Source organism: Solidesulfovibrio sp. (assembly GCF_029978005.1).
Classification (GTDB): Bacteria; Desulfobacterota; Desulfovibrionia; order Desulfovibrionales; family Desulfovibrionaceae; genus Solidesulfovibrio.
In genome coordinates, this window is record NZ_JARKOZ010000153.1 from 1 (window position 1) to 25,728 (window position 25,728).

20 protein-coding genes are annotated in these 25,728 nt (G+C 69.8%); 11 read left to right on the plus strand and 9 right to left on the minus strand.

Going from position 1 to position 25,728, the window contains the following annotated elements:
• The coding region (locus Q1K70_RS17210) for an AAA family ATPase (RefSeq protein WP_300162154.1) at positions 1-1,025 on the minus strand (1,025 nt) is incomplete at its 3' end.
• Between the two features lie 145 nt (positions 1,026-1,170).
• On the opposite strand from Q1K70_RS17210, the gene Q1K70_RS17215 reads away from it, so the two are divergent.
• Complete coding sequence (locus Q1K70_RS17215) at positions 1,171-2,325, plus strand: HAMP domain-containing sensor histidine kinase (RefSeq protein WP_300162157.1); 1,155 nt, start codon at positions 1,171-1,173, stop codon at positions 2,323-2,325.
• Here the strand turns inward: Q1K70_RS17215 and treS are convergent.
• Genes treS through Q1K70_RS17235 form a run of 4 tightly spaced genes read right to left on the minus strand, consistent with a single transcriptional unit; the run spans position 2,318 to position 7,684 of the window.
• A complete protein-coding gene (gene treS / locus Q1K70_RS17220; protein WP_300162160.1) occupies positions 2,318-5,623 on the minus strand; it encodes a maltose alpha-D-glucosyltransferase in 3,306 nt (1,101 codons plus the stop codon). The genes Q1K70_RS17215 and treS overlap by 8 nt on opposite strands.
• Before the next feature lie 56 nt (positions 5,624-5,679).
• Positions 5,680-6,447, minus strand: coding sequence for a ComF family protein (locus Q1K70_RS17225; protein WP_300162163.1), 768 nt, complete (start codon positions 6,445-6,447; stop codon positions 5,680-5,682).
• Positions 6,444-7,061 carry an NAD(P)H-dependent oxidoreductase gene (locus tag Q1K70_RS17230; RefSeq protein WP_366521721.1) on the minus strand — a complete coding sequence of 206 codons (618 nt, stop codon included), beginning with the start codon at positions 7,059-7,061 and terminating at the stop codon, positions 6,444-6,446. Before Q1K70_RS17230 ends, Q1K70_RS17225 begins: the two co-directional genes overlap by 4 nt.
• Positions 7,058-7,684 (minus strand): MBL fold metallo-hydrolase, encoded by a 627-nt coding sequence (locus tag Q1K70_RS17235; protein ID WP_300162166.1) that lies wholly within the window; start codon positions 7,682-7,684, stop codon positions 7,058-7,060. The genes Q1K70_RS17230 and Q1K70_RS17235 overlap by 4 nt, the downstream gene beginning before the upstream one ends.
• Before the next feature lie 232 nt (positions 7,685-7,916).
• Between Q1K70_RS17235 and Q1K70_RS17240 the strand changes: the two genes are divergently transcribed.
• The 3 genes from Q1K70_RS17240 to Q1K70_RS17250 all read left to right on the plus strand — a co-directional run bounded on the left by Q1K70_RS17240 (position 7,917) and on the right by Q1K70_RS17250 (position 12,622).
• Positions 7,917-10,349, plus strand: a complete 2,433-nt coding sequence (locus Q1K70_RS17240; RefSeq protein ID WP_300162169.1) for a diguanylate cyclase — start codon at positions 7,917-7,919, stop codon at positions 10,347-10,349.
• Between the two features lie 135 nt (positions 10,350-10,484).
• Positions 10,485-11,498 (plus strand): acyltransferase family protein, encoded by a 1,014-nt coding sequence (locus Q1K70_RS17245; protein WP_300162171.1) that lies wholly within the window; start codon positions 10,485-10,487, stop codon positions 11,496-11,498.
• A 41-nt stretch (positions 11,499-11,539) separates the two neighbouring features.
• Complete coding sequence (locus Q1K70_RS17250; RefSeq protein ID WP_300162174.1) at positions 11,540-12,622, plus strand: hypothetical protein; 1,083 nt, start codon at positions 11,540-11,542, stop codon at positions 12,620-12,622.
• Between the two features lie 90 nt (positions 12,623-12,712).
• Here Q1K70_RS17250 and Q1K70_RS17255 read toward each other — a convergent pair whose 3' ends face one another.
• Positions 12,713-13,078, minus strand: a complete 366-nt coding sequence (locus tag Q1K70_RS17255) for a hypothetical protein (RefSeq protein WP_300162177.1) — start codon at positions 13,076-13,078, stop codon at positions 12,713-12,715.
• A 266-nt stretch (positions 13,079-13,344) separates the two neighbouring features.
• On the opposite strand from Q1K70_RS17255, the gene Q1K70_RS17260 reads away from it, so the two are divergent.
• Entirely contained in the window at positions 13,345-13,563 is a 219-nt protein-coding gene (locus Q1K70_RS17260; RefSeq protein ID WP_300162180.1) for a hypothetical protein, read from the plus strand.
• A 68-nt stretch (positions 13,564-13,631) separates the two neighbouring features.
• Here the strand turns inward: Q1K70_RS17260 and Q1K70_RS17265 are convergent, their stop codons facing one another.
• On the minus strand, positions 13,632-14,426 hold the full coding sequence (locus tag Q1K70_RS17265) for a DUF169 domain-containing protein (protein ID WP_300162183.1): 795 nt from the start codon (positions 14,424-14,426) through the stop codon (positions 13,632-13,634).
• Positions 14,427-14,743: 317 nt separating this feature from the next.
• A complete protein-coding gene (locus tag Q1K70_RS17270; protein WP_300162185.1) occupies positions 14,744-15,394 on the minus strand; it encodes a SagB/ThcOx family dehydrogenase in 651 nt (216 codons plus the stop codon).
• Between the two features lie 161 nt (positions 15,395-15,555).
• Between Q1K70_RS17270 and Q1K70_RS17275 the strand changes: the two genes are divergently transcribed.
• The 6 genes from Q1K70_RS17275 (at position 15,556) to Q1K70_RS17300 (ending at position 23,841) form a co-directional block, all read left to right on the plus strand.
• The gene (locus Q1K70_RS17275) at positions 15,556-18,069 is read left to right on the plus strand and encodes a PAS domain S-box protein (RefSeq protein ID WP_300162188.1); all 2,514 of its coding nucleotides are present in this window, start codon (positions 15,556-15,558) and stop codon (positions 18,067-18,069) included.
• Positions 18,070-18,144: 75 nt separating this feature from the next.
• A complete protein-coding gene (locus tag Q1K70_RS17280; protein ID WP_300162190.1) occupies positions 18,145-18,609 on the plus strand; it encodes a hypothetical protein in 465 nt (154 codons plus the stop codon).
• A gap of 151 nt (positions 18,610-18,760) precedes the next feature.
• Complete coding sequence (locus tag Q1K70_RS17285) at positions 18,761-20,815, plus strand: methyl-accepting chemotaxis protein (RefSeq protein WP_300162192.1); 2,055 nt, start codon at positions 18,761-18,763, stop codon at positions 20,813-20,815.
• A 101-nt stretch (positions 20,816-20,916) separates the two neighbouring features.
• Positions 20,917-21,591, plus strand: a complete 675-nt coding sequence (locus Q1K70_RS17290; protein ID WP_300162195.1) for a DUF47 family protein — start codon at positions 20,917-20,919, stop codon at positions 21,589-21,591.
• 19 nt (positions 21,592-21,610) lie between these two features.
• Positions 21,611-22,057 (plus strand): transcriptional repressor, encoded by a 447-nt coding sequence (locus Q1K70_RS17295; protein WP_300162198.1) that lies wholly within the window; start codon positions 21,611-21,613, stop codon positions 22,055-22,057.
• A gap of 275 nt (positions 22,058-22,332) precedes the next feature.
• A complete protein-coding gene (locus Q1K70_RS17300; RefSeq protein WP_300162201.1) occupies positions 22,333-23,841 on the plus strand; it encodes a catalase in 1,509 nt (502 codons plus the stop codon).
• Positions 23,842-24,033: 192 nt separating this feature from the next.
• Here Q1K70_RS17300 and Q1K70_RS17305 read toward each other — a convergent pair whose 3' ends face one another.
• Complete coding sequence (locus Q1K70_RS17305) at positions 24,034-25,611, minus strand: amino acid permease (RefSeq protein WP_300162204.1); 1,578 nt, start codon at positions 25,609-25,611, stop codon at positions 24,034-24,036.
• Positions 25,612-25,728: the final 117 nt, after the last annotated feature.

Here is a 25,728-nt window from a genome sequence, read left to right on the forward strand (position 1 = left end):
GCGGTCGCGGCCAGGGCGGCGGCGTCGGCCAGGGCCGGCGGTCCGGCCAGGCGCGACAGGGCGGCGCTTTTTCGCCGCATGGCCTCCAGGGCGCTGCCCAGGCGCGTCAGTTCCGCGCGCCTGGCGTCGAGGAGCGCCGCGTCGGCAAGGGCCGGCGGCGGGGCCAGGGGCGAAAGCGCCGTCCCGCGCCCGGCGGCCACGGCCTTTCGCCGCGAACGGGACCCGGCCTGGGCCACCACGGCGGCCAGGGGGGCGGTGGGGGAAAGTCGGGGCGGCGCGGCCAGCGCGCCGAGGACCCGGCCCGCGCCGGAAAGGGCGGCAGCGCGGCGCGAGAGGCGCTCGCGCGCCGCGGTCAGGGCAGCGAGCTCCCCGGCCCGGCGCTCGGCCGCCTCCAGGGCCGCCTCCAGGGCCGCGCCCGTCTCCAGGCGCATCTCCAGCCCCGGCAGCGGGGCCAGGCGGTCGAGCTCGGCGGCGAGCCCGGCCAGGCGCTTTTCCTGGCGTTTCTTCTCGGCCTTGGCCCGCCGGATCCTGTCCGTGAGCAGGTTCTGCATGGCCACCAGGTGGGCCGCTTCGGTCGAGGCGGCGAAAAAGCCGGACAGGACCGAGCCGGGCCGGTTGAGCAGAAAGACCGGCTCACGCTGGTTGCCGATGTGCACGTCCACGGCGTCGCCGCCCTCGATGGGCACGGGCGGGAGCCCGAGCACCTTGACGATCTCCTCGGGCGGCGTGCGGCCGAACTTGGCGAAGACCTCGGGCTCGGCCGCGCCCGGCCGGGTCAGCTCGTAGAGGGCGTACTTGGGCCGGCGCACCCAGGCCACGGTCGTGCCGTCGTCGAGCTCGGCCGTGACCCGGGCCTCGGCCGCGCCGTGGCGGACGACGTGGCGCGGGGCCGGGTTTTCGGCCAGGCAGCGCAGGGCCTCGACCACGGCGGACTTGCCGGAGTTGTTGGGGCCGGTCAGGACGTTGAGGCCCGGGGCCAGGTCGAAGACGGTCCGGGCATGGGCCATGAAGTCGACGAGAATCAAACGGGTGATCGCCACGCCTTGATGAGACCAGAAGCGGGCCGAGATTTCAAGGCCCGTCCCCGGGCGGCGGCCGGCTTGCGGCGCTTTACTTTCCGCGCCTTCTCCTTAAGTAAGAGGGCATATGGACAACGCACAGGAGCGCCCGATGCCGCCAGCCTCCGACCAGACCTGCTTCGCCCCGGCCGAGAGGGCCGAGACCGCCGAGATCGAACGCCAGCACGCCATCCTTTCGGGCCACGAAATCCCGGTGGTCCTCGACGCCATTCCGGTCATCGCCATGATCCTCAACCACTGCCGCCAGGTGGTCTTCGGCAACCGCAAGTTCGCCGACGTCGTGGGCGTTGCCGACATCCGCGAGGCGCTGGGCAAGCGCCCGGGCGAGGCCTTCCGCTGCGTGCACGCGGAGAAGGCTCCGGGCGGCTGCGGCACCGGGGAGTTCTGCGCCCACTGCGGGGCGGTGCGCTCCATCCTGCTGGGCCTGGCCGGCAAGCAGAACATCCAGGAGTGCAACATCAACCGGGAGGACGGCGGCCGGGTCGAGGCGCTGGACCTGCGGGTGTCCTCGTCGCCCTTTCACCTGGAGGACGAGCGCTTCCTCATCTTCTCCATCACCGACGTCAGCCACGAGAAGCGCCGGCGCGCCCTGGAGCGCATCTTCTTCCACGACATGCTCAACACCGTGGGCGGGCTCCAGGGCCTCATGGAATTCCTGGCCGAGGAGGTCCACGACGACCTGCGGCCCGACGCCCAGCTCATCCACCGGGCCATGGCCCAGCTCGCCGACGAGATCACCTACCAGAAGCAGTTGCTGGCCGCCGAAACCAACGAACTGGAAACGAACTTCACTCCCCTTTCCCCCAGCGACGTGCTGGAACTGGTGGAAGCCACCTTCCAAAGCGGCGAACAGGCCAAGGGCAAGCGCATCGAGGTGACAAACGCCTGCGCCGCGGTGGAATTCCAGTCCGACCCGGTGCTCCTGCGCCGTGTGCTCGGCAACATGGTCAAAAACGCCCTGGAGGCCACCGCCCCGGGCGGGACGGTGACGCTCGCCTGCGACGCGGACGAGGGGCACGTGGGCTTTTCCGTGCGCAACGACGCCGTCATTCCCCGCAGCGTGCGCATGCGCATCTTCAACCGCTCGTTTTCCACCAAGGGCGTGGGCCGGGGGCTCGGCACCTACAGCATCAAGCTTTTGACCGAACGCTACCTCGGCGGCACGGTCGACTTCACCTCCGCCCCTGGGGAAGGCACGACCTTCCGGGTGCGCCTGCCCCTGGATCCGGAGCAGCCGGCTATTTGAGGGCCAGCACCAGCCGGATGCAAGACATCGGCGCGCCGATGCGGTCCGGCCCGGCCTCCAGGGTCGTGGCCAGGGCGTCGTAGGCCCGCTCCAGCAGGAAGCACTTGAGCAGGAGCAGCCGGTCGCGTCGCGGCGGCAGCACGGGCGAATCCCCCATGGCCGCGGCGTAGGCCCCGAAAAAGGCCCGCGAGGCGGCCTCGGCCCAGGCCCAGGCCCAGCCGTCCAGCCGGCGGGCCTCCTCGGGATGGGCGGCGGCGTGGCGGCGCACCCCCTCCTCCCCGGCGGCGTAGAACGAATAGAACATGCCGGCCACGTCGCGCAGGGCGCAGCGCAAAAGCCGCCGCTCGCCCAGCGGCCGCCTGGGGTCGCCCTCGAAATCCACGATCACGAAGTCCTTGCCCGTGAAAAGGAGCTGCTCCAGGCGGTAGTCGCCGTGGACGCGTATGCGCACGACCCGGACCGGGTCGCCGAGCAGGCCGGCCAGGGCGTCCAGGGAGCGCTTCTCCCCGGCCACGACGTCCGCCGCCTCGGCGCGCAGGGCCTCGTCGGCCAGGCCGTGCAGGCGCCTGGCCAGCAGGGCCGTGGCCCGGCGCACGCCGTTGCGGATGGCCTGGTAGACCGAGCGCTGGTAGAGCCGGGTGAAGGGTTCCGGGACGAAGCCCCCGCCGCCCCGGGCCAGGGCCAGGTGCATTTGCGCCGTGCGCCGCCCCAGGAGCCGGGCCATCTCCCGGTAGAACTCGTCGGCCATGCCGGCCAGGGACTGGGCCATCCCGCGCCTCGTCGCCCCCTCGCCCCCCTCCCCGGCCTCCTCGGGCAAGGCCTGGCGCTGCTCGAAGTACCGCTCCAGATGCTCCAGGGTGTAGGCGTACGCGTCCCGGCCGCCGGCCACGTACTCCTGGGCCGTGGCCACGACCACGGTCTCGCCGCCGCCCTTGGGCCGGTATTCCACCAGGCCGTCGAGGCGCGGCACGTTGGGAAAGCCCGCCGGACCGCGCAGATGGGCCAAAAGCTCGGCCTCGGGATGGGGCCCGGCGTCGAGGCCGGCGTAGAACTTGAAGAAGAGCCTCCCGTCGTAGGTCATGATCACGTTGCTCTGGCCGTCCTTGAACATGGCCGACTCGTGGGGCGTCGCCTCGGCGCAGGCCTCGCGGGGGAATCCCGGCAGGGCCTTCAGGGCCAGGGTCCCGTCCTCGCCCCGCACCCGGGTGTCCCGGGCCATGGCCCGGGGCCACCAGTCGCGCAGGGCGGCCAGGCAAAAGCCGTCCACGAGCACGCCCTCGCGGCCGCCGTGGGTCACGCGGCCGATCAGGGCGTCGGCTTCGCAGGCGAGACCCTCGCCGGCCGCCTCGCCCGAAACGAGGGCCAGCAGGAAGGGATAGAGCCTGGCCTCGCCGCTGGAAAAATAACACTCCACCAGCAGCAGCCAGGCCGTCACGCCCCGGGGGCCGACGGGCGCGGCGTCGAGGATGTCCGTGCGCAACGCCCCGGGCAGCGGCGCGCCGGCGAACCCGAAGCGGCGGGCATGGACGGGCAGCAGCTCCCCGGCTATGCGCCGGCGCGCCTCGTGGGCCAGGCGGCTTCGCAGCTCCTGGGCCAAGACCAGGCGCGGCACGTCCTGCAAGGCGGCCGGGCGGGCCTCGTCTTCGCGGGCCAGGCGAAACCAGTAGTAGTCGTGCTGGCCCAGGGGAAGCACGTAGGGCGCGTCGGTCACGGCCGGAAAGCGCGTGCCCGAGGCCACGTCGACCGGCGCCGCGCCGGCGTGCTCGGCCAGGTCCATGCGGGCCACCTGGGAAAAGCGCGACAGGTTGACCACCACCAGGATGACCTCGCCTTCGTAGGCGCGGGTGAAGGCCAGGACCTTGGGGTTGTCCTGGGACACGAAGGCCATCTCCCCGCGCCCCAGGGCCGGCAGCCGCCGGCGCAGGGCGATGACCCGGCGCATCCACCACAGGAAGGAGGACAGGTTGGCCTCCTGGTTCTCCACGTTGACGGCCTCGAAGTGGTATTGGGGGTCGATGACCACGGGCAGGTAAAGGTTTTGCGGGTTGGCCCGGGAAAAGCCGGCGTTGCGGTCCGGGCTCCACTGCATGGGCGTGCGCACGCCGTCGCGGTCGCCGAGGTGGAAGTTGTCGCCCATGCCGATCTCGTCGCCGTAGTAGATGATGGGCGTGCCGGGAAAGGAGAACAGAATGAAGTTGATGAGCTCCATACGCCGGCGGCTGCCCTGCATGAGCGGGGCCAGGCGGCGGCGGATGCCCAGGTTGATGCGGGCTTTGCGGTCCTTGGCGTAGACCCGGTACATGTAGTCGCGTTCCTCGTCGGAGACCATTTCGAGCGTCAGCTCGTCGTGGTTGCGCAGGAACATGGCCCACTGGCAGGCCGGCGGGATGGCCGGCGTCTGCTCCATGATGTCGATGACGGGGAAGCGGTCCTCCATCATGAGGGCCATGAATATGCGGGGCATGATGGGGAAGTGGTAGGCCATCTGGCATTCGTCGCCGTCGCCGAAATAGGCCACGGCGTCCTCGGGCCACTGGTTGGCCTCGGCCAGGAACAGCCGGTTCCTGAACTTGCCGTCCACGTGGGCGCGCAGCTTCTTGAGGAAGGCGTGGGTCTCGGGCAGGTTCTCGCAGTTGGTGCCCCGGCGTTCGTAGAGGTAGGGCACGGCGTCCAGGCGCAGGCCGTCCACGCCGAGCGACAGCCAGAAGTCCATGACCCGCGTGATCTCGCGGCGCACGCGGGGGTTGTCGTAGTTGAGGTCCGGCTGGTGGGAGTAGAAACGGTGCCAGTAGTAGGCTCCGGCAACATGGTCGTAGGTCCAGTTGGAGTGCTCGAAGTCCTTGAAGATGATGCGGGCCTGGCGGTATTTTTCCGGGGTGCCGCTCCAGACGTAGTAGTCGCGCCAGGGCGAGCCCGGGCCGGCCGCCCGGGAGCGCTGGAACCAGGGGTGCGCGTTCGAGGTGTGGTTGACCACGAGCTCGGTGATGACCCGGAGCCCCCGGTCGTGGGCCTGGCGCAGGAATTCCTTGAAGTCCTTGAGGGTGCCGTAGTCGGGGTGGATGCCGTAGTAGTCCGCGATGTCGTAGCCGTCGTCGCGAAGGGGCGAGGGATAAAAGGGCAAAAGCCACAGGGTGTCGACGCCGAGGCTCGCCAGATAGTCCAGCCGGCTGGCCAGGCCGGCGAAATCGCCGATGCCGTCGCCGTTGCCGTCCATGAAGGCCTTGACGTGCACTTCGTAGATGACGGCGTCCTTGTACCACAGGGGATCGTCGCCGCCGGGAAACCGCATGGGGGGCATATACGCTCCTTGTCGTCACCTCCCTTATACGGACTTCGACGCTTTTTTCCAGCCGCCTAGCGCGCGACCACCAGCACGTCCACCCGGACCGCGCCGGCCCGGCGCAGGGCGTCGGCCGCGGCGTCGATGGTGGCCCCGGTGGTCATGACGTCGTCCACGAGCAGGACGCTTCGCCCTTCGACCTGCCCGGGGTCGGCGGCGAAGGCCCCGGCGATGTTGGCCCGCCGCCGGGCTCCGGGCAGTTGGCTCTGGGGCGTGGTGTCGCGGATGCGGCAAAGGGCCCGCATGGCCACGGGCCGGCCCAGGCGGACGGCCAGGAGCCGGGAGAGTTCCAGGCTTTGGTTGAAGCCCCGCCAGGCCAGCCGCCGGGGGTGCAGAGGCACGGGCACGATGCGCCCCGGCCCGTCCGGGTCCATGGCCCCCTCCCCTTCACGGCCGGCGGCGCGGCGATAGGCGGCCAGGGCCAGCCCGGCCAGGAGCCTGCCCTGGGCCAGGCGGCCGTGGAACTTGAACCCCAGGATCAGTTCGCGAAGCAGGTCGTCGTAGGGGCCGTGGAAGGCGAAGCCGTCCCAGGACCGGCCCTGGCGGCGGCATTCGAGGCAGGTCGTGGGCGCGCCGCCCGGGTCCTCGGCCAGCTCGCCGCAGCGCGGGCAATGGCCGCCCAGGCGCGGGGCCAAGCGCGCCGCGCAGGCCGGGCACAGGGGCAGTTCCCCGGCCGCGGCGGCCGGCAGCAGGCCGGCGCAGGCCTGGCAGCGGCCGCAAAGCGCCGTGAGGCTGCGGCCAAGGCCCCGCCCCAGGACGGCGAAAACGTCCCCAAGCCTCATCGCGGCCCGGCGGACAGGGCGGAAGCGGCGGCCTCCCGGGCCGCGGCGGCGACCGCCGCCAGGGCGGCCCCGTCGGCGGCCAGATCCCCCGGCGCGTCCATGCCCCGCAGCAGGCACGGCTCGGCCAACTCCCGGGAAAGGGGCCACAGGAAGTACTTGAGCGTGAGCAGCGAGCCGTCGAACAGCCGCTCCCCGCGCCTGCGCCCGGCCACGAGCAGGGCGTGGGCCGGGCGGGCGGGCGACGACGGAGCCCGGGCGGCCACGGCCAGGCGGGCGGCGTAGCGGCGCTGGGCCCGGTCGATGAAGCCCTTGAAGACCGCCGGCAGGTGGTAGAAGTAGATGGGTGCGGCAAAGGCCGCCACGGGCGCGGCCTCGATCAGGTCGAAGAGGGCCTCGGCCGCGTCGCCGTCCCGGTCCAGGGGACAGCGCTCGCCCGGCCCGGCGCAAACGCCGCAGCCCCGGCAGGGCGCGATGCGCTCGTCACGTAATCGCACCACGCGGGCCGGCAGCCCGGCCTGCGCCAGGGCGGCGGCGAAGGTCAGGCCGGCCGTGTCCGAGTTGCCGCCGGCCCGGGGGCCGCACAGGAAGACGGCGGCCTCCCCCAGTCCCGTCACCGGGCGAACTCCGAGAAAAACGGGTTGTGGCGCATCTCGCCGCCCACCGTGGTGGCCGGGCCGTGGCCGCTGTAGACCACCGTGTCCGGCGGCAGGGTGAAGACGGCCTCGCGCACCGAACGCATGAGCGCGTCGTAGTCGCCGCCCTCGAAGTCCGTGCGGCCGATGGAGCGGTAGAAGAGCAGGTCGCCGACGAAGATCACGCCGGCCTTGGGGAAATAATAGGACAGGCTGCCCGGGGAATGGCCCGGGGTAGCCAGGACCTTGCAGGGCTGGTTCAAAAGGAGCAGTTCGCCGGGGCCCAGCGGCTCCCAGTCGAAGGGCGGCACCATGGGCAGGCCCATGAGCCCGCCCGCGCCGAGCTCCGTCTGCAAAAGCGGCGCGTCCTCGGCCCCGGCGAAGACCGTCGCGCCGAAAGCCCGGGCCAGCTCGCCCACGCCGTAGAGATGGTCGCAGTGCAGGTGGGTGACGAGCACCGCTTCCAGGGAACAGCCTTTTTCCTTCAAATAATCCGCAACCGCTCCGGGCGTTCCGCCGACATCCACGGCAATGGCCGAGGAACCTTCCGTGGCCACGTAGCAATTCGTCTCCAGGGGTCCCAGCGGAAACGTCTTTATGTTCATGCCTCGCCTCCCTTTTCCTTCGCTGCGGTCCGTGCGGGACCTGTCGCGGCCGCGCCCCGGAGGGCACGGCGACGGCGTCTTCCCCGGCCCGGACGACGGCGAAGGGGCGACGCGGCGACAGGGCCATGCGGCAAAAGGGGTGCCGTGTCCCTCCCCCCGCTGTCAAGCCCCGGCCAAGGCCCCTTCCCGGCCGGCTTGTTTTCCCGTGCCGACGACGGTAGAGCAAAGCCCCATGCAGCCAACTTCCGCGCCAAACGCCGCCCTGAGCGCCCCGCTCGGCCAGGGCGACCTCATCGCCTGCGAGCAGTTCCTGCGGGAGGTCCTTTCCCGCTTCCTCACCTTCAAGACCCACAGCCTGTATTTCCCGCGCGCCGGCGACGATCCCGCCCTGGAAGGCTTCGGCCCGGATTTTTCCCAGGCCGTCCACCTGCCCGCCGAGCGCAAGGTGCTGGTGCCCCTTTGCGCCGAGGGCCGGCTGCTCGGGGTGTTCATCGCCCGGGGGGCGAGCCTCGGCGCGCCGCGCACCCTGCTGCCCCTTTTGCCGCGCGTGGCCGCCATGGCCCTGGAGCAGGCGCGTCTGGCCAAGGCCCTGGCCACGGACGCGCTGACGGGCCTGGCCACGGGCGGGACGCTTCTGGCCAACATGGAGCGCGAGATCGAGCGGGTGCAGGACCGCATCCTGCCCGGCGCGGCGGCCCTGGCCGACCCGGGCCTGTCCGGGCCGCGCGGCGGCTTCGGCCTGGTGATGCTCGACCTGGATTTCTTCAGCCGGGTGGCCGGACGGCACGGCTTTCTGGCGGCCGAGGCCGTGCTGGCGCGGGTCGGAGGGCTTTTTTCCCGCCTATGCCCCCAGGAGGGGGTGGCGGCGCGGCTGCACGACGACCTGTTCGGCTTCTTCCTGCCCGGGGCCTCGGCCACGCGCTGCCGGGAAGCGGCCGAAAGCTTCGTGCGGGAACTCTCCCGCCTGTCCTTTCCCGTCCCGGCCACGGGCGAATCCTTCGGGCTTACGGCCAGCGCCGGCGCGGCCGCCTATCCGCAGGACCTGCGCGGCGGCCAGTTCGCCGCGCCCCCGGCCGAGCAGGCCAGGGTGCTTTTGCGCAAGGCCCAGAAGGCCCTGGCCGTGGCCAAGGACCTGGGCCGCGACCAGGTCATGGCCTGCCACCGCATCCTGGCCGAGGGCGGCGTGGTGCTGGAGACGCTGCCCCTGTCGCGCCTGGCCGTGAGCCTCGGGCGCTTCGCCGAGGCCGAGGCCGGCCAGCGCTTCCTGGTCTGGTCGCCGCGCGACGAACGCCGACGCGACGTCAGGAAATCCGACGGCGAGCGCGTCTTCGGCCGCTCGCCCACGGTGTTCAAGGGCGAGATCGTGCTCCTGGAGGTGGGCGAGGACATGGCCTTCGCCGAGGTGCTCCAGCTCACCGACCCCCATCTTTCCATCGCGCCCGGCGACCGGCTCCTGCTCGCCCAGGAGGAATCCGGCGACGAGGCCTCCCCCGCCGCGCCGGACGCGCCGCCAAGGCGCGACAAGGCCTCCGGCCTCTACGGACGGCGCGATTTCCTGCGCCTGGCCGCGGCCGACCGCGAGAAGCGGCAGGCCTTTTCCATGGTGCTGGCGCAAGTGCCGGAAACGCCTCGGGAGAGCAGCCCGGAACGCCCGGCCGAGGCCGAGGCGGCCGAGGCGGCCGCCATCTGCCGGACGCACTTCGGCCAGGACGTCCTGTGCGGCCGCTTCAGCTCCTCCAAGATCGTCTTCTACCTGCCGGACCGCGACCCGGAAAGCCTGCGCGGCGCGGCCGAGGCCGCCCAGGCCGCCCTGGCCGAGCGCCTGGGCCAGGCGGCCGTGGGCATCGCCGGCTACCCCTGCCTGGACTACTCCCGGGCCGACGTGGCGGAAAACTGCCGCAAGGCCCTGGACCACGCCCTGCTTTTGCCCGAAGGCCCGAAAGTGGCCGTGTTCGACTCCCTGTCGCTCACGGTCAGCGGCGACCGCCTCTTCGCCATGGGCGACGTGTACGCGGCCATGGAGGAGTTCAAGCAGGCGCTGCTCTCCGACGAAGACAACATCCTGGCCCGCAATTCCCTCGGCATCTGCCTGGCCCGGCTGGGCCGGGCCGAGGCGGCCCGGGCGGAATTCACGCGGGTCATCGGCCGCGACCCGAAAAACACCATGGCCCTTTACAACCTGGGCTGCGTCTGCCGCCGGCTGTCCGAGACCAAGGCCGCCCGCACGGCCTTCCAGAAATGCCTGCGCGCCGACCCGGGCCACGTGTTCAGCCTGCTGCGCCTGGGGCGCATGGCCGAGGAGGACCGGCGCTACGAGACGGCGCGCAAGTACTACCGCCGCGCCATGGGAGCCCGCAACGGCCCGGCCCTGACCCTGCGCCACCTGGCCCGGCTGGCCTTCGTCCGCGGCCGGCTGGAGGAGGCCCGGGAACACCTGCACCAGGCGCTGCTCCACGACCCCAAGGACGCCTTTTCCCTGCACCTCATGGCCAGGCTCTACCTGGAGGAAGGCCAGGACCCGGCCATCGCCGAGGCCATGGCCCGCCAGGCCGCCGCCCTGCGGCCGGACCGGCCGGAATTCTGGCGGGAACTGTCCCGGGCCCTGGTCGCCCAGGGCCGGGACGGCGAGGCCCGCGAAGCCCTGGCCAGGGCCGAGGGCGTATGATCGACGCGCGGCCGCGTGCAAAATCGGTAGACCTGCACGGAGAAGTTTTTTAGGTAGAACATAGCGTCACGTCGGTCTTCGCTTTCCCGGCGTATCTTCCAACAACGCAACCCTCCAAGGAACGTAGCCGACACTGTGCGATATTACTCCATCCAGTTCCTGCGTCTGGTTTTCATGGCCATGGTCCTGTACATTCACGTCATGGCCTATCTGACCATCTACGGCCAGCCGGGAGGAACGATCTTCCACGCCATTCCCGCCGCCTTCCTGGCCGCCGCACTGCCTTTCTTCAGCATTTCCGGCTTCATCATGGCCTTTCTCATCGACATCGGCTACCGCAACTTCCTGCCGCGCCGGCTGCTGCGCATCTACCCCACCTATTTCTGCGGCGTGGCCATCGCCCTGCTCGTCGGCTACCTCGTGTGGGACAAGCCGCCGCCCTCGAACCTGCTGGCCGCCGCCTCCCTGCTCCCCCTGGGGCCGGTGGACCTGCCCCTGCACGTCGAGTGGACGCTCATCTACGAAATCGCCTACTACATCATCATCTCGCCCTTCGCCCTGCCGCGATATCGGCGCTGGTTCGTGCCGTTTCTGTGCACCTGGGCGGCGGCGATATTTTTCGCCTACTACGTCCTCGGCATGCAGGACGCCTACGTGTTCACCACCTGGCGCACGGTGCTCTTTTCCGGCTTCAACCTGTATTTCATCACCGGCGCTTTGGTCTATTACCTGCAAAAAAAGCTCCCGACATGGCACTGGAGCGTCAACCTGGCCATCCTGTGCGCCGGCGCCGCCTACTGCGTGATTTCGTCCTGGGACCGCCCGGCCGGGCTCATCAAGGCCATGCACGAGATCTTCCCCTGGAGCCTGTGCACGGCGGCGAGCCTTTTCGCCGTGGTCAAGCTCGAGGACAAGTGGCGGCATCCGCTGCTCGAAGCCATCTCCGACTACGGCGACTACGCCTACGCCTACTACCTCATCCACGCCGTCGTCCTGTCGGCCTTCTTCTCCATGGCCGTGTACACCTTCGGCTGGCCGCTGAACAACGTCACGGCCATGGCCGGACTGTTCGCGGTGGTCATGTTCGGCTACCTCTTCGGCAGGCTGGACATGACGTTGCACAACTTCTTCAAGAAGCGGCTGCGCTAGCCATGGGACGTCCATCCGCAACCGCGTCGGGAGGCCGTCCGATGTCGCTTCGCTTGCTGTCCGTGCTCGTCTGCCTGCTGTTGTTCCCACCGGCCGCCTTGGCCGGGGCGCTGCCGCCGGAATTCCAGTCCGACCATGTCTTCGAGCAGATCCGGGCCAACCGCGACGCCTATGGCCGGGTGGTCTTCGTCTTCGGCGATTCCGTCTCCATGATGTGCTCCCTGGAAACCGTGGATTTCTCGGCCCTGCGGGCCAAGGCCAACGACATCCAGTACATGGTGTCGGCCATGGCCGAGAAGATGCGGGAGGTCAACGATCCGGGGGACAAGGTGCGCGACCCGCTGTGGTGCATGCACTCCGTGGCCTCGGTCATGAACACGCTGTTCGCGGATTCGGGGCTTCTCACGGCCTCGGACCACGGCCTGAGCATTGCTTCGGGCAGGCTCGTGGCGGCCTACGCCGGAGGCCTGGGCATGCCCCTGCCCGTGGACGTGGCGCCCAGGGCCGAGGCCATCGCCGGCTACGTCGCCTCCGGGCTGATCCGCGACGGCGACGTGGTGATCATGGAGGACGCGGGATACAACGGCCAGGACCCCGACGCCTACGAAAACGACTGGCTGACCCTCGGCCGCGCCGTGTGGGGCAAGGTCGACGTGACCCTGGTCTTTTACGACATGTTCGACGACATCCCCGAAGAGACGGTCATGGGCATCCCGCCGGACGGCTTCCGCTACGAGGCCCCCTTCCCGAGCCCCAAAACCGGCGGCAGGCGCAGCCACAACCAGGCCCTGCGCGACGCCGTGGCCGTCCTCTCCCGGGAGCCGGCGCAGCGGGGCAGGCTCGTCTTCATCGACATGCGCCGGCGCATGGACGAGTTCCGGGCCGCCCTCAAGGAGGCCTTCGACCTGCCCGCCCTGACGCCCGAGGGCATCCATCCCAACGTCTGGGGCGAGGCGTTCCTGGTCCGGGAACTCCTGCGCGGCGCGGGACTGGCCGCGGACGTGACCGACCCCGGCCCCTACCTCGACCTGCTCGCGGCCAACGCCTCGCGACTGGCGCTTTGCGGCAAGCCCGTGGACGCGGACAAGGCCCGGGAGTTTATCGGAACCTGGCTGCGGCCGTAGACGTCTCCCCGCGCCGACGCAAAAGGCCGCGACCGGGAGCGTTCCCGATCGCGGCCTTTCCGTTGTGCAGCCTGGCGGCCGCGAAGCGGCCTACCGGGGACGCGGCCCCATGGGCATGGGCCCCACGGGCGCGGGGACGAAGCCCGGGCGGGGGCCCGGCACCGGGGCGGCCACGGCCACGGGGCGCGGCGGCCCGTAGGCGCGCGGGGCGACCCACACCGGCGGCGGCACGTAGGCCGGGCCGACGTAGACCGGCGGCGGCACGTAGGCCGGACCAACGTACACCGGCGGCGGCACGTACACCGGCTCCACGTAGACCGGCGGGGGCGGCCCCACCGTGGCGTAGACGGGCACGCTCACGGCGAATCCCGGTCCGGCCACGGTCAGGGCCCGGGCCGCGTCGGCCGCGGCGAGCAAGGCCAGACTCAGGACAGTGATGGCGCAAAGACGTCTCATGGCGCACCTCCCGTTGGCGACTCAGGCCAACGCCGCAGGCGATGCCAGAACCATGCCACCTGACCTCCCCGTCCCATCGATACGGCAACACCGTTGTTTTGTAGACAAATCTTCACCTCGCCCCATGACGTGCCCCCGGCCCGGATCCCGGTGGTTACGCTTTTTGACCACCCCGGTTACGCCCGTTGCCCACAGCGACGACATGTCGGCAAAGTCCTTGCCGGGCGGTCCGGGCGGCGTTATTGGGGAGGCATGGAGGTTGCGTCATGATCTTCTCGGATCGCCAGTGGGAGCGCGCGGAGTCGCTCGTCCGCTACGACAGATCCTCCACCGCCGACATGCTGGCCTCCCTGGCCGCGAGCCACTTCGCCATGGAGCGGCTGGGGCCGAGCATGGGCAGCAACGTGCCCGACGACACGCCCCGGGCCATCACCACACGCATGCTCGACACGGGACTCGGGGCCATCGTGCGCCAGCGCATCTGACCTTTCGCTTCCCGGACAAAAAAAGCGGCCCCAAGGGGCCGCTTTCGCGTTTCGCGCCGCCGGCCGGCTCAGTCCGCCGCCGGGGCCTCGACTTTCTTGAACACGATCAGCGGACAGTTCTTGCAGATGTCCGCGCCCGGGAAGGGGTGGCCGAGGCGGGTCACGGACGCGCCGCCCGTGGCCTGCTTGCGGGCCAGCAGCCGCTCGAGCACGAGCGGCATGTCCGCGCCGGGGATGGCCACGTTGATCTCGCCGCGCTCGGTCTTGCCGGCGTTGTAGCTGCCGCTGCAGGCCAGAAACACGTTGGCCTCGCCACTGTTGAAGGCGTGGACGTTGCCGCCGCAGGCCGCCGAGTTCATGGTCATGTTGGGACGCAGGGGATGGATGTCCCGGGCCGCCATCCAGTCCACCACCAGGTGGTAGGCCTGCATGTTGTCGCAGTAGAAGTGCACCACGTCCGGGGCGAAGGGCGCGTCGGCCAGGGGCGAGACCAGAACGGCCAGCAGCTCCTTTTGCAGGCGCGGCTTGGTGCGCACGAACCGCTCGGCCTGCTCCATGTCGCGCACGTACTTGAGGTGGCCCTTGATCTCGGCCTCGTCGATGTCCTTCCAGCCGAACACGCACTTGGCGTTGCCGCAGCCGAGCTGCTCCTTGCCCATAAGGACGGGAATGCCCTCCATGCGCGCGCCGAGTTCGGCCTGGCAGAAGGTCAGGGCCTTGGCCGGCAGGTAGTAGCCGCCCTTGGCCTTGAGGGCGTCGAGTTCGGCCTGGTCGAAGAAGTATTTGACGGCCACGGGATAGTGCATGAGGCGAAGCTCGTCCATGAGGACGCGCTGCATTTCCGGGTACGACAGCTTTTCCATGACGACTCCTTTTGTCTGGGGAAACGATGAAAGACCGCCCGGGATTCCGGCATTGCGCGACGGCCTCGCGGCATCGGGCAATCGTTACGGCAGTGTGATGGTAGGTGAGGTAGCGACGAGGACAAGGCAATGTCAACAAAAAAGCGGCATTGCCTTATTTATCACGTGAGGGGCGGCCGGACGGCCTTCCGAGAGCAGCAGGCTTGTTCTTTTTCGAACAAGCCTGCTGCGGGAATCGAATCTTCAAGCTCCGGATATCGGAGCGAGACTACGCCCATCCGACATATGCAAACACCATTTTCTTATAAACCGTGACGTCAGGCCTTGGGATAGCCCACGGTCTGGGCGAGCGTGACCCGCCGCCCGGCCGGCAGGCCCATGGCCTTGGCCAGGGCCGCGCCGTCGAAGTTGGCCCGCACCACCGTGGCCAGGCCCATGGCCGCGCAGTAGAGGTAGACGTTTTGGCCGATGAAGCCCGTGTCCGCGCCGGCATAGAAGGCCTTTTCCTCCGGCGTGGAGCCCGCCGCCTTGGTCATGTCGGCCACGTAGACCAGGTTGACCGGGGCCGTGGCCGCGAAGGCCTGCTTGCCCGTGGCCGCGCGCAGGTCGGCCTCGGACAGCCGCTCGAGCAGATGGCCCTTGGGCTCGTAGCGGAAAAGCCCGTCGGCCTTGGTCACGTAGACGTCGATCTCCTGGCGGTTCATGGCGGTCGGCGCGGTGTGCTTGCCGGCCTCGGGCCGGTTGACGCCGTTGGCCGCCCACAAGAGCCCGGACAGCACCTCGTCCGGCAGCGGCCGGGCGTCGAAGTCGCGCCGCGTCTGCCGGTTCTTGAGCGCCTCCTCCAGGGTCTTGGCCCCGGGCAGGGCCGGCGGGGGAAGGGCCGCCCCGCTCGCCGTCAGGCCGCTTCGCGGCGTGGCCAGACCCGCCGCCAGCACGCCGGCGGCCACCAGAAAATGCCTTCGGTCCATAGGTGAAACCTCCTGGAACGCCATGCGTTCGCGGCCCCCTCATACTGGGGCCGGCCGCCCCGGGCAAGAGAGGCACCGGCAGGAAACCGACCCTTGCTGGCCGGGATGAAAAGGGTCATATACAATGTGCCCGGCCACTTCCAACCCCGCGATGCCAAGACATGACCACTCTTCCCGACGCCTGCTCCTGCCCCGCCGCCGACGCCGCGCCCCTGCTCCGCGCCCTGTGGGAGGCGGCCGGCGACGTGGCGGTGCTTGTTACGGCCGACGGCCGGGTCGCGGCCATAAACGACGGCGGCCTGGCCCTGCTCGGCCTGACCAGGGAGGCGGCCCTCGGGCGGGACTGGGTCGAGCTCGCCGTCGCGCCAAAGGACGCCCCCCGCCTGCGCGCCTCCCTGGAGGCGCTGGCCGGGGGCCTTGCCGCCGACTGGCCCGAATGCGGGCTCGTCACGCCCCGGGGCGTGCGGCGCATGCGCTGGAAGACCGCCCTGGTCCCGGGCGAGGGCACGTCCCCCGCGAGGCTCGCGGCCTGCGGCCGCGACGTCACGGACTGCCTCGAGGCGGCCCTGGCCGCCCGGGAGAACGAGGCCACCTACCGCCGCATCTTCGACGCGGCCAACGACGCCATCTTCCTCCACGACGCGGACACGGGCAGATTCCTGGCGGCCAACGAGCGCGCGGCCACCCTCTTCGGCTACGGCCTCGACGAGCTGCGCGCCCTGACCCCGGCCGACATGAGCGCCGGCTATCCGCCCTACTCCGGCGCGGAGGTCGCGGAAAAGCTCCGGCGCGCCCGGGACGGCCAGCCCCAGCTCTTCGAATGGCTGGCCAGGGACAAGGCCGGAAGGCTCTTCTGGGTCGAGATCAACCTGCGCCGCTCCGCCCTGAACGGCCAGGACCGCATCATCGGCGTGGTGCGCGACGTCACCGAACGCAAGACCGCCGAACGCACCCTGCGCGACAGCGAAAAGAAGTTCCGCCAGCTGGCCGAGGCCATCGGCGAGGTGTTCTGGCTCGGCTCCCCGGACTGGAAGCGGCTCTTCTACATCAGCCCGGCCTACGAGCGCCTCTGGGGTCGCACCACCAAGAGCCTCTACCAGGCCCCCCTGTCCTGGCTCGACGGCGTCCACCACGAGGACCGGGCCAAGGTCCTCGACCACCTCACCGGCCTGGCCGGCCGGCCCCGCGTGGCCGGCGTGTTCCCGCAATACCGGGTGGTGCGCCCGGACGGGGACACGCGCTGGGTCCAGGCCCGCTATTTCCCCGTGCCCGACGAAACCGGCGTGGTCGTCCGCGTCGCCGGCATCGTCGAGGACGTCACCGAACGCCAGGACCTGGAACGCGTCAACGAACGGCTCGAGGAGATGGTCCGGGAGCGCACCCGCACGCTCAACCGGATGAACCAGGAGCTCATCCGCGAGGTGGCCGAGCGGCGCGAGGCCGAGGAGGCCATGGCCGGGGCCAAGGAGGCGGCCGAGGCGGCCAGCCAGGCCAAGTCCGTCTTCCTGGCCAACATGAGCCACGAGATCCGCACGCCCTTAAACGGCATCCTCGGCATGGCGCAAGTGCTGGCCGCCACCGAACTCGACGAGACCCAGCAGGGCTTTCTCAAGGACATCGAGGACAGCGCCTCCTCGCTGCTCAAAATCATCAACGACATCCTCGATTTCTCCAAGATCGAGGCCGACCGCCTTGAACTCGCCCGGGAACCCATGAGCCTGCGGGGGGTCCTCGGCTCGGTGGAGGCGTCGCTCGGCGTGCTGGCCGCCGAAAAGGGGCTGGGGCTTTCCAGCGAGGTGGCCGGGGACGTGCCGGACCTGCTGCTCGGCGACGCCGACCGGCTGCGCCAGGTGCTGGTCAACCTCGTCGGCAACGCCATCAAGTTCACCGAACGCGGCGGCGTGGTCGTGGGCGTGCAGTGCGTGGAGACCTGCCTGCCGCCCGAGGCCGCCGCGGACCTCGCCCGCCAGGAGCTGCTCTTCACGGTCAGCGACACGGGCATCGGCATCCGGCCCGAGGACGCCGGCCGCATCTTCGCGCCCTTCACCCAGGCCGACGGCTCCTACACCCGCCGCTTCGGCGGCACGGGCCTGGGCCTGGCCATCACCAGACGCCTGGTCACCCTCATGGGGGGCGAAATCGACGTGGAAAGCGTGCCCAGCCAGGGATCGGTCTTCACCTTCACGGCCGTCTTCGACCTGGAAGCCTATCCGCCGGAGCCGGCCGCCGGGGAGGAGCGCTCGCCGCCGCCCACGCTGCCGCCCCTGCGCGTGCTCGTGGCCGACGACCACCGGGTCAACCGGGAGATTCTCGAGAAGTGGCTGTGGCGTCGCGGGCACGAGGCCGTGGCGGCAAGCGACGGCCGCCAAGCCCTGGAGGCCGTGACGGCGACTCCCTTCGACCTCGTGCTCATGGACATCCGGATGCCGGGCTTAAGCGGCCTGGAGGCGGCGCGGGCCGTGCGGGCCCTGCCCGACCCGCGCCGGGCCTCGGTCTATATCGCCGCGGTCACCGCCCACGCCATGCCCGGGGACCGCGAACGCTTCCTGGCCGCCGGCCTCGACGACTACCTGTCCAAGCCCGTGGCCCAGGCCGAGCTGGACCGCGTCCTGGCCGCCGCGGCCAGGCGGGCCCTGCCCGAGGCCTTCCCCGCCCACGGGGGTCCGCCGGCCTGACCGCGGGCGACTTCCCGCCGCACGCTTCTTGCATTCCCTTTTCCGCTCCCCGCCGCCGGGGGGCGGGAGACCGCCATGCGCAGCCCCAGACTGGACAAAGCCGCCGCCTTCGCCTCGGGGCTCCTGCTTGTGGCCTGGATCGGCGGCGGTTGCGGCGCGGCGGCCTACAAGGCCGTCTACTGGCTCCTCTTCGACGCCTGGCCCGAAACCGCCCTCTACGGCCTGGTCCCCGCGCCCGCCGTGCGCTGGGTCCTGGCCCTGCCGCGCGAGGAGCCTCTGTCCCGGCTCCTTTACGGGACGCTCGACACCGACCTTTTGACCTATATCCTCGTCGTGCCGCCGCTTTTGCTCGTCCCCTGCCTGGGCTGGCTGCTCGCCGGCCGGGGGCCGGGGCCGGCCTGGCGCGCGGCCATGCGGCCCTTTACCCCGTCCGACCGGCCAGGCGACCCCAAAAGCAAACGCCCGGGCATGGACTTTTTTCGGCGCGGCCGTGGAATTCCCGACGCCGAGGAGGGAAGAAAATCCATAAAATGTGGATAGCCCCACGCAACCGCCCGAAAACTATACATGTTCTTTCATAAAATATATTCGTTCTCCTGTTCATTTCTCCCGCCGACTGTGTTACGGGATCGAGACCCCCTGTCCTTTGCCGTACGAACGGGACGCAACACCATTGACCAACGGAGCCCCCATGTCGCTTCGCATCAAGGTTCTCGCCCCCACAGTCGCTCTCGTCCTGCTCATGGCCGCCCTGTTCATCGCCACCTGGTACATCGAGCGCGAGCAGCGCCATGACGGCCTCGTCGTCAACATCGCCGGACGGCAACGCATGCTGTCCCAGAAAATGGCCAAGGAGGCCCTGCTCGCCGGCCAGTTGGCAGCCGCCGACAAGAGCGATCCCGCCCTGACGCGCAAGCTCGACGCCTCCATCGCGGTCTTCGCCACCACCCTCGAAGCCCTGCGCGCCGGCGGTCAGGCCCCCACGACCCTCGATCCCCAGGGGCCCCGGGACAGCCTGCCCTTCCCCACCAAGGACGTCGCTGCCCAGCTCAACGCCGTCTACGACCTCTGGCGGCCCTACGAGGCGCAGATCCGGGCCGCGGCCGCGCGCAAGGCCGAGCAGGACGGCATGGCGCTGCTGGCGGCCAGCGAGGGGGTCAACGCGGCCATGGACAAGGCCGTGGGCATGCTGCAGAAGGAATCGGAGGCTCGGGCGCACGCCCTGGTCGTCGTCCAGGGCGTGTTCCTGGGCCTGGCCGTCCTGCTGGGTCTGGCCGCCTTCCTGGCCCTGCGCCGCACGGTCCTTTCGCCGCTGTCCCGCTGCATCGCCTTCGCCGAGGAAGTGGCGGCGGGCGACTTCCGGGCGCGTTTCCACGGCGACATCGGGGGCGAGCTCGGCCGGCTCAAGGAATCCCTGGAACGCATGCTCGCCGGCATCAGGGACAAGTTCAGCTTCGGCGAGGGCGTCGTCGCGGCCATCGCCGACACCGCCCCCTTTGCCATCCTGGACGCGACGGGCCGGATAACCCACGTCAACAGGCTCTTCCTGGACCTGATGGAACGCCCCGGCCGGCCCGAGGACTACGTCGGCATGACCCCGGGGGAGGTCATCTACGGCGACCCCGCCCACGAGACCCGCACCCAGCGGGCGGCCAGGACGCGGCAGGCATTCCAAGGCGACATCGAAGTCGCGCTGCCGACCGGCGCCGCCAAGACCATCCGCGTGTCGGCCACGCCCCTCGCCGCCGAAGACGGCCGGCCCCTTGGCCTGTTCGGCTTCTACACCGACCTGACGAGCGACCGGCGGATGCGCGAGGAGATCGACCGGCAGCGGCACAACCTCCTGGCCCTGGGCCGCCAGGCCGAGGAAGTGGCCAAGGCCGTGGCCTCCGCCACGAGCGAGCTGTCCGGAGCGGTCACCAAGGCCTCGCGCGGAGCCCAGTTCCAGACCGGCAAGCTCGCCGCCTCGGGCGACGCCATGGCCGACATGGACGCCCGGGCCAGGGAGATGTCCGGCAAGGCCCGGGAGGTGGCCGAGGACGCGGCCTCGGCCATGGAAAAGGCCCGCCAGGGCGACGCCGCCGTCTCGGAGGTGTCCACGTCCATCACCCGCATCAACTCCCTGTCCCGGGAGCTGCGCCGGGGCATGGAGGAGCTCGGCGGCCAGGCCCGGGAGATCGGGGCCATCACCACGGTCATTTCCGACATCGCCGACCAGACGAACCTGCTGGCGCTCAACGCCGCCATCGAGGCGGCCCGGGCCGGCGAGGCCGGGCGCGGCTTCGCCGTGGTCGCCGACGAGGTGCGCAAGCTCGCCGAAAAGACCATGAACGCCACCCGGGACGTGGCCTCGGCCGTCACGGCCATCCAGAACGGCATCAGCCGCAGCATCGCCTCCACCCAGGACTCCGGCCAGGCCGTGGAGGGCCTCACCGACCTCGCCGGCCATTCCGGCCAGTCGCTGTCCGCCATCGTGGCTATCGTCTCCCGCACGGCCGAGCGCGTGGCCTCCATGGCCTCCCTGGCCGACGAGGTGGCGCAGCGGGGCCTCGGCATAAGCCAAAACCTCACGAGCATCCGCGACATCTCCGACGAGACCGTCTCGGGCATGCGCCAGGCGGCGGACGCCGTCACCGACCTCACCCAGCGCACGGGCCAGCTCGAGTCCCTCATCGAATGCCTGCGGGGCGGGCACGAAGCCGAATGCGACGTGCCCCGGGCCGTGGCGCCCGGGCGGCAGTCCTGATCCGCCGCCCGGGTCCGGTTGACACGAAGGGCGTGTTTGCAGCATGCCTGTTGTCCGGCTTTTTCGCCGGACTTCGCGACGCCCGACGCAAGGAGTTTCGCATGCTGCCCCCCTCGCTGCGCTTTCTCGGCCCCAGGCGACAGGACTACCTGCCGGGCCTGCTCGACCACTACCGCCCCGTGGCCCGGGGCATGGCCCTGTTGCACGAGGCCCTCAAGCACGCCCTGGAAAAGCGGCCGGACAAGGGCTTCCGGGTGCTCGTCAGCGAAACCGACATCCTGGAGGCCGAGGCCGACAAGGTCAAACGCCGCATCCGCAACCATCTGCCGCCGGCCTTTCTCATGGTGGTGGACCGGACGCTGTTCCTCGACTACACACGCCGCCAGGACAACATCCTCGACGCCGTGCAGGAGGCCGTGACCTGGCTGCACCTGGCCCCCTTCGACGCTCCGGCTCCCCTGGCCCAGGCCATGCTCGTCAGCGTCGAGGAGGCGGTCGGAACGGTCGCCCTGCTCCAGACGGCCCTGGCCGGCGCGGTGGAGTTCATCCTTCACGGCCGGGGGGACCGCGGCACGGTCAAGGGGCGCATGCAGGACATCCGCGCCCAGCACCTCAAGGTGGTCAAGGCCAAGCGCGGCCTCATCGCCGCGGCCTACGCCTCGGGCATGGAATTCGGCCGCGTCTACCAGATCATCCGGTTCGTCGAGTACGTCTACCGGGCCAGCCACAACGCCGAAGGCTGCGCCGACATCCTGCGGGCCATGATGGCGCGCTGAACAGCCCAGGGAAAACGCCATGAACGCGCCCCCCTCCCGGCTCGACGCCGTGCTCGGCCATCTGCGGCGCGCCGGGCGGCGCATCTCGCCCCAGCGCCTGGCCATCGTGCGCGTGCTGGTGGAGAGCCCGGACCATCCCACGGCCGAAGCCGTCCATCGACGCCTGCTGCCCGAACACCCGGACATGAGCCTGGCCACGGTCTACAAGACCATCGTCGCCCTCAAGGAATGCGGCGAGATCCTGGAACTCCAGTTCAGCGGCCAGGACAACCGCTACGACGCCAAAAGCCCGACCCCGCACCCCCACTGCATCTGCCTGGCCTGCGGGGCCATCGCCGACCCGCCGGCCGTCGGCCTCGACGAGCTGACCCGGTCCCTGGCCCGGGCCAGCGGCTACGCCATCAGCGCCCACCGGCTGGATTTCTACGGCCTGTGCCCGGTCTGCCAGGCCAAGCGGAACAAGTAGCCTCCCGCCGCCGGCCGCGCCGCCAGCCTGCGCCGCCGCCCTTCGCGACCGCCTCCGTTTTCCCGCCGCGCCCCGCGCCGTCCGAGCCACGCCGGGCCGGCCCAAGCCGACCCGCCTCGCCAACCCGACCCGCCCCCGCCGCGCCCGCGTCCCGTGGTCGGCGCGTTTTTTTCATTTTCCCATTGCCATGTTCCGCCGGCTCTTATAGAGAATGAATATCCGCAAAAACCGCCCGCCAGAGCGGCAACAGGCCCCAGCGGCCAGGGAGACGTAACATGCCCGAAAAAAAGACCATGACCACGGGATTCGGCGCGCCTGTCGGCAACGACCTCAACACCGTCACGGCCGGCCCGCGCGGTCCGGCGCTCATGCAGGACGTGCACCTGCTGGAGAAGATGGCCCACTTCGACCGCGAACGCATCCCCGAGCGCGTGGTCCACGCCAAGGGCGCCGGCGCGCACGGCTATTTCGAGGTCACGGCCGACGTGACCCGCTACACCAAGGCCAAGTTCCTCTCGGCCGTGGGCAAGCGCACGGAAGTCTTCGCCCGCTTCTCCACGGTCGGCGGCGAGCGCGGCTCGGCCGACAGCGCCCGCGACCCGCGGGGCTTCGCGCTCAAGTTCTACACCGAGGACGGCAACTACGACATGGTCGGCAACAACACGCCGGTCTTTTTTATCCGCGATCCGCTCAAGTTCCCGGATTTCATCCACACCCAGAAGCGCAATCCCCAGACCAACCTGAAAGACGCCAACATGTTCTGGGACTTCCTGTCGCTCACGCCCGAGTCCCTGCACCAGGTGACCGTGCTCTTCTCCGACCGGGGCACCCCCGACGGCTACCGCCACATGAACGGCTACAGCAGCCATACCTACAAGTGGTACAACGCCGCCGGCGAATATTACTGGGTGAAGTATCATTTCAAGACCGACCAGAAGATCAGGAACCTGACCCGACAGGAGTCCGAGGTCCTGGCCGGCGGCAATCCCGACCACGCCACGGAGGACCTCTTCAACGCCATCGCCTCGGGCAACCCGCCCTCCTGGACCCTGGAAATGCAGATCATGACCCCGGAGCAGGCCAAGGACTATCGCTTCGACATCTTCGACGTGACCAAGGTCTGGCCCCACGGCGACGTGCCGCCCATGGTCATCGGCAAGATGGTGCTCGACCGCAACCCGGTCAACTACTTCGCCGAGGTGGAGCAGGCGGCGTTCAATCCCAGCAACCTCGTGCCCGGCATTTCCGTCTCCCCGGACAAGATGCTGCAGGGCCGGCTCTTCTCCTACCACGACACCCACCTGCACCGCCTGGGACCCAATTACCAGCTCATCCCAATCAACGCGCCCAAGGCGGCCAAGGTGGCCAACTACCAGCGCGACGGCTTCATGCGCACCGACGACGGCGGCGGCGCGGGTCCCAACTACTGGCCCAACAGCTTCGACGGCCCGAGCCCGGATCCCGACGCCCTGGAACCGCATTTCCCCGTCGAGGGCGAGGCCGGACGCCACGTCTACACCCACCCCAACGACGACTTCTCCCAGCCCGGCGAGCTCTACCGCAAGGTCATGAACGACATGGACCGGGAGCATCTGGTCGGCAACATCGTGGCCCACCTGAAAAACGCCCTGGCGCGCATCCAGAAGCGCCAGTGCGCGCTGTTTTACAAGGCGGACAGGCAATGGGGCGAGCGCGTGGCCGCGGGCCTCGGGCTCGACGCGGCCGAGGTCGCGAGGCTTGCGGATATGACCCAGGAGGAACGCGCGGCCGCCACGGCGGCGTGAGCCAAGGGAGAGGAAGAGAGAAGAAAGAAGAGGAAGATGCCTCCGGCGGCCAGGAGGGGGTGACCCCCTCCTGGACCTCCCCAATGGGGGCTGTGAAGAGGATGGTCCTCCATCGCGGCATGGCATCGTGGAGAGATCGTGCGGGGGGCGCGCCGGTTGGCGCGCCCCCGTTTTTTCAAGGACAGGCCGGGCCTAGGACTCGACCTCGAAGGCCACGGTTTCGGCGGCTTCGGCCGTGCGCAGCTTGCTGTGCTTGATGCCGTACAGGAAGTAGACGACCAGGCCGATGGCCATCCAGATGACCAGCCGCAGCCAGGTGTCCAGCGGCAGGCCGGCGGCCAGGTAGAGGCAGCTGAGACAGCCCAGGATGGGCGTCAGGGGCATGAGCGGCGTCCTGAAGGGACGCGCCAGGTCCGGCTGCTTGTAGCGCAGCACCAGCACGCCGGCGCAGACGATGGCGAAGGCGAACAGCGTGCCGATGGACACCAGCTCGCCCAGGATGCCGATGGGGAAAAAGCCCGACACGAGCGCCACGGCCAGCCCCGTCACGAGGGTGGTCATGAACGGCGTGCCGAACTTGGGATGGATCTTGGAGAAACCGGGCGGCAGCAGGCCGTCCTTGGACATGCTGAAGAAGATCCTGGGCTGACCCAGCAAGAAGACCAGGATCACGGAGGTCAGGCCGGCGATGGCCCCGAGCTTCACCAGGATGGACAGCCAGGGCATGCCCATGACGTCGATGGCCACGGCCACGGGGTCGGACACGTTGAGTTTGGTGTAGGGAGCCACGCCCGTGAGCACGAGGGACACCAGCACGTACAGGACGGTGCAGATGACCAGGGAGCCGAGAATGCCGATGGGCATGTCCCGCTGGGGATTTTTCGCCTCCTGGGCGGTGGTGGAAACGGCGTCGAAGCCGATGTAGGCGAAAAACACCACGCCCGCCGCCCGGACGATGCCGGACAGGCCGAAGTGGCCGAAGTCGCCGGTGTTTTGCGGAATGAACGGCAGCCAGTTGGCCGGCGTGACGAAGAAGACGCCGACGCCGATCACCAGCAGCACGACCACGATCTTGAGCGCCACGATGCAGGCGTTGACCGTGGCCGACTCCTTGATGCCCCGGATCAGCACGCCGGTGAGCAGCAGCACGATCAGGCAGGCCGGCAGGTTGAACAGGGAGACGGCCTGGGGCAGGCCGGCCGCGTCGATGCCGGCCAGCTGCAGGTCCTTGGCGTAGGCCGACAGCTGATACCAGCCCTCGGGCGTGGCCGCGTGCAGCTTGGCGAACACGGACTGGGACAGGTAGACCAGATGGGCGCCGGGCGCGTCCATGAGCTGGGGCGGTATGTGGATGCCCAGGCTCTTGAGGAAGCTGACCATGTACCCGGACCAGCCCACGGCGACCGTGGCGGCGCAGACGGAGTATTCGAGGATGAGGTCCCAGCCGATGAACCAGGCCAGGAGTTCGCCGAGGGTGGCGTAGGCGTAGGTGTAGGCGCTTCCGGCGATGGGAATCATGGAAGCGAATTCCGCGTAGCACAGCCCGGCGAAGCCGCAGCACACGGCGGCCAGGGCGAAGGAGAGCACGACGCTCGGGCCGGCGTATTCCGCCGCCGCCTTGCCCGTGAGCACGAAGATGCCCGCGCCGATGACCGCGCCGATGCCGATGGCGGTCAGGTTCACGGGGCCGAGGGTTTTCTTGAAGCCGCTGTGGGCCTTTGCCTCATGTTGCAAAGCGGTGATGCTTTTTCTTCTCCACAGAGTGTCCATCGGATTTCCTTCGGGCTTTTTGAGGATATGCCTGAATTGGATATCGCATGGAAAACAACGCTGCCTGGAAAAACCTCCTTTGCGCCTGGCGGGGCAGGTTGGGGTTGCGGATCGTTG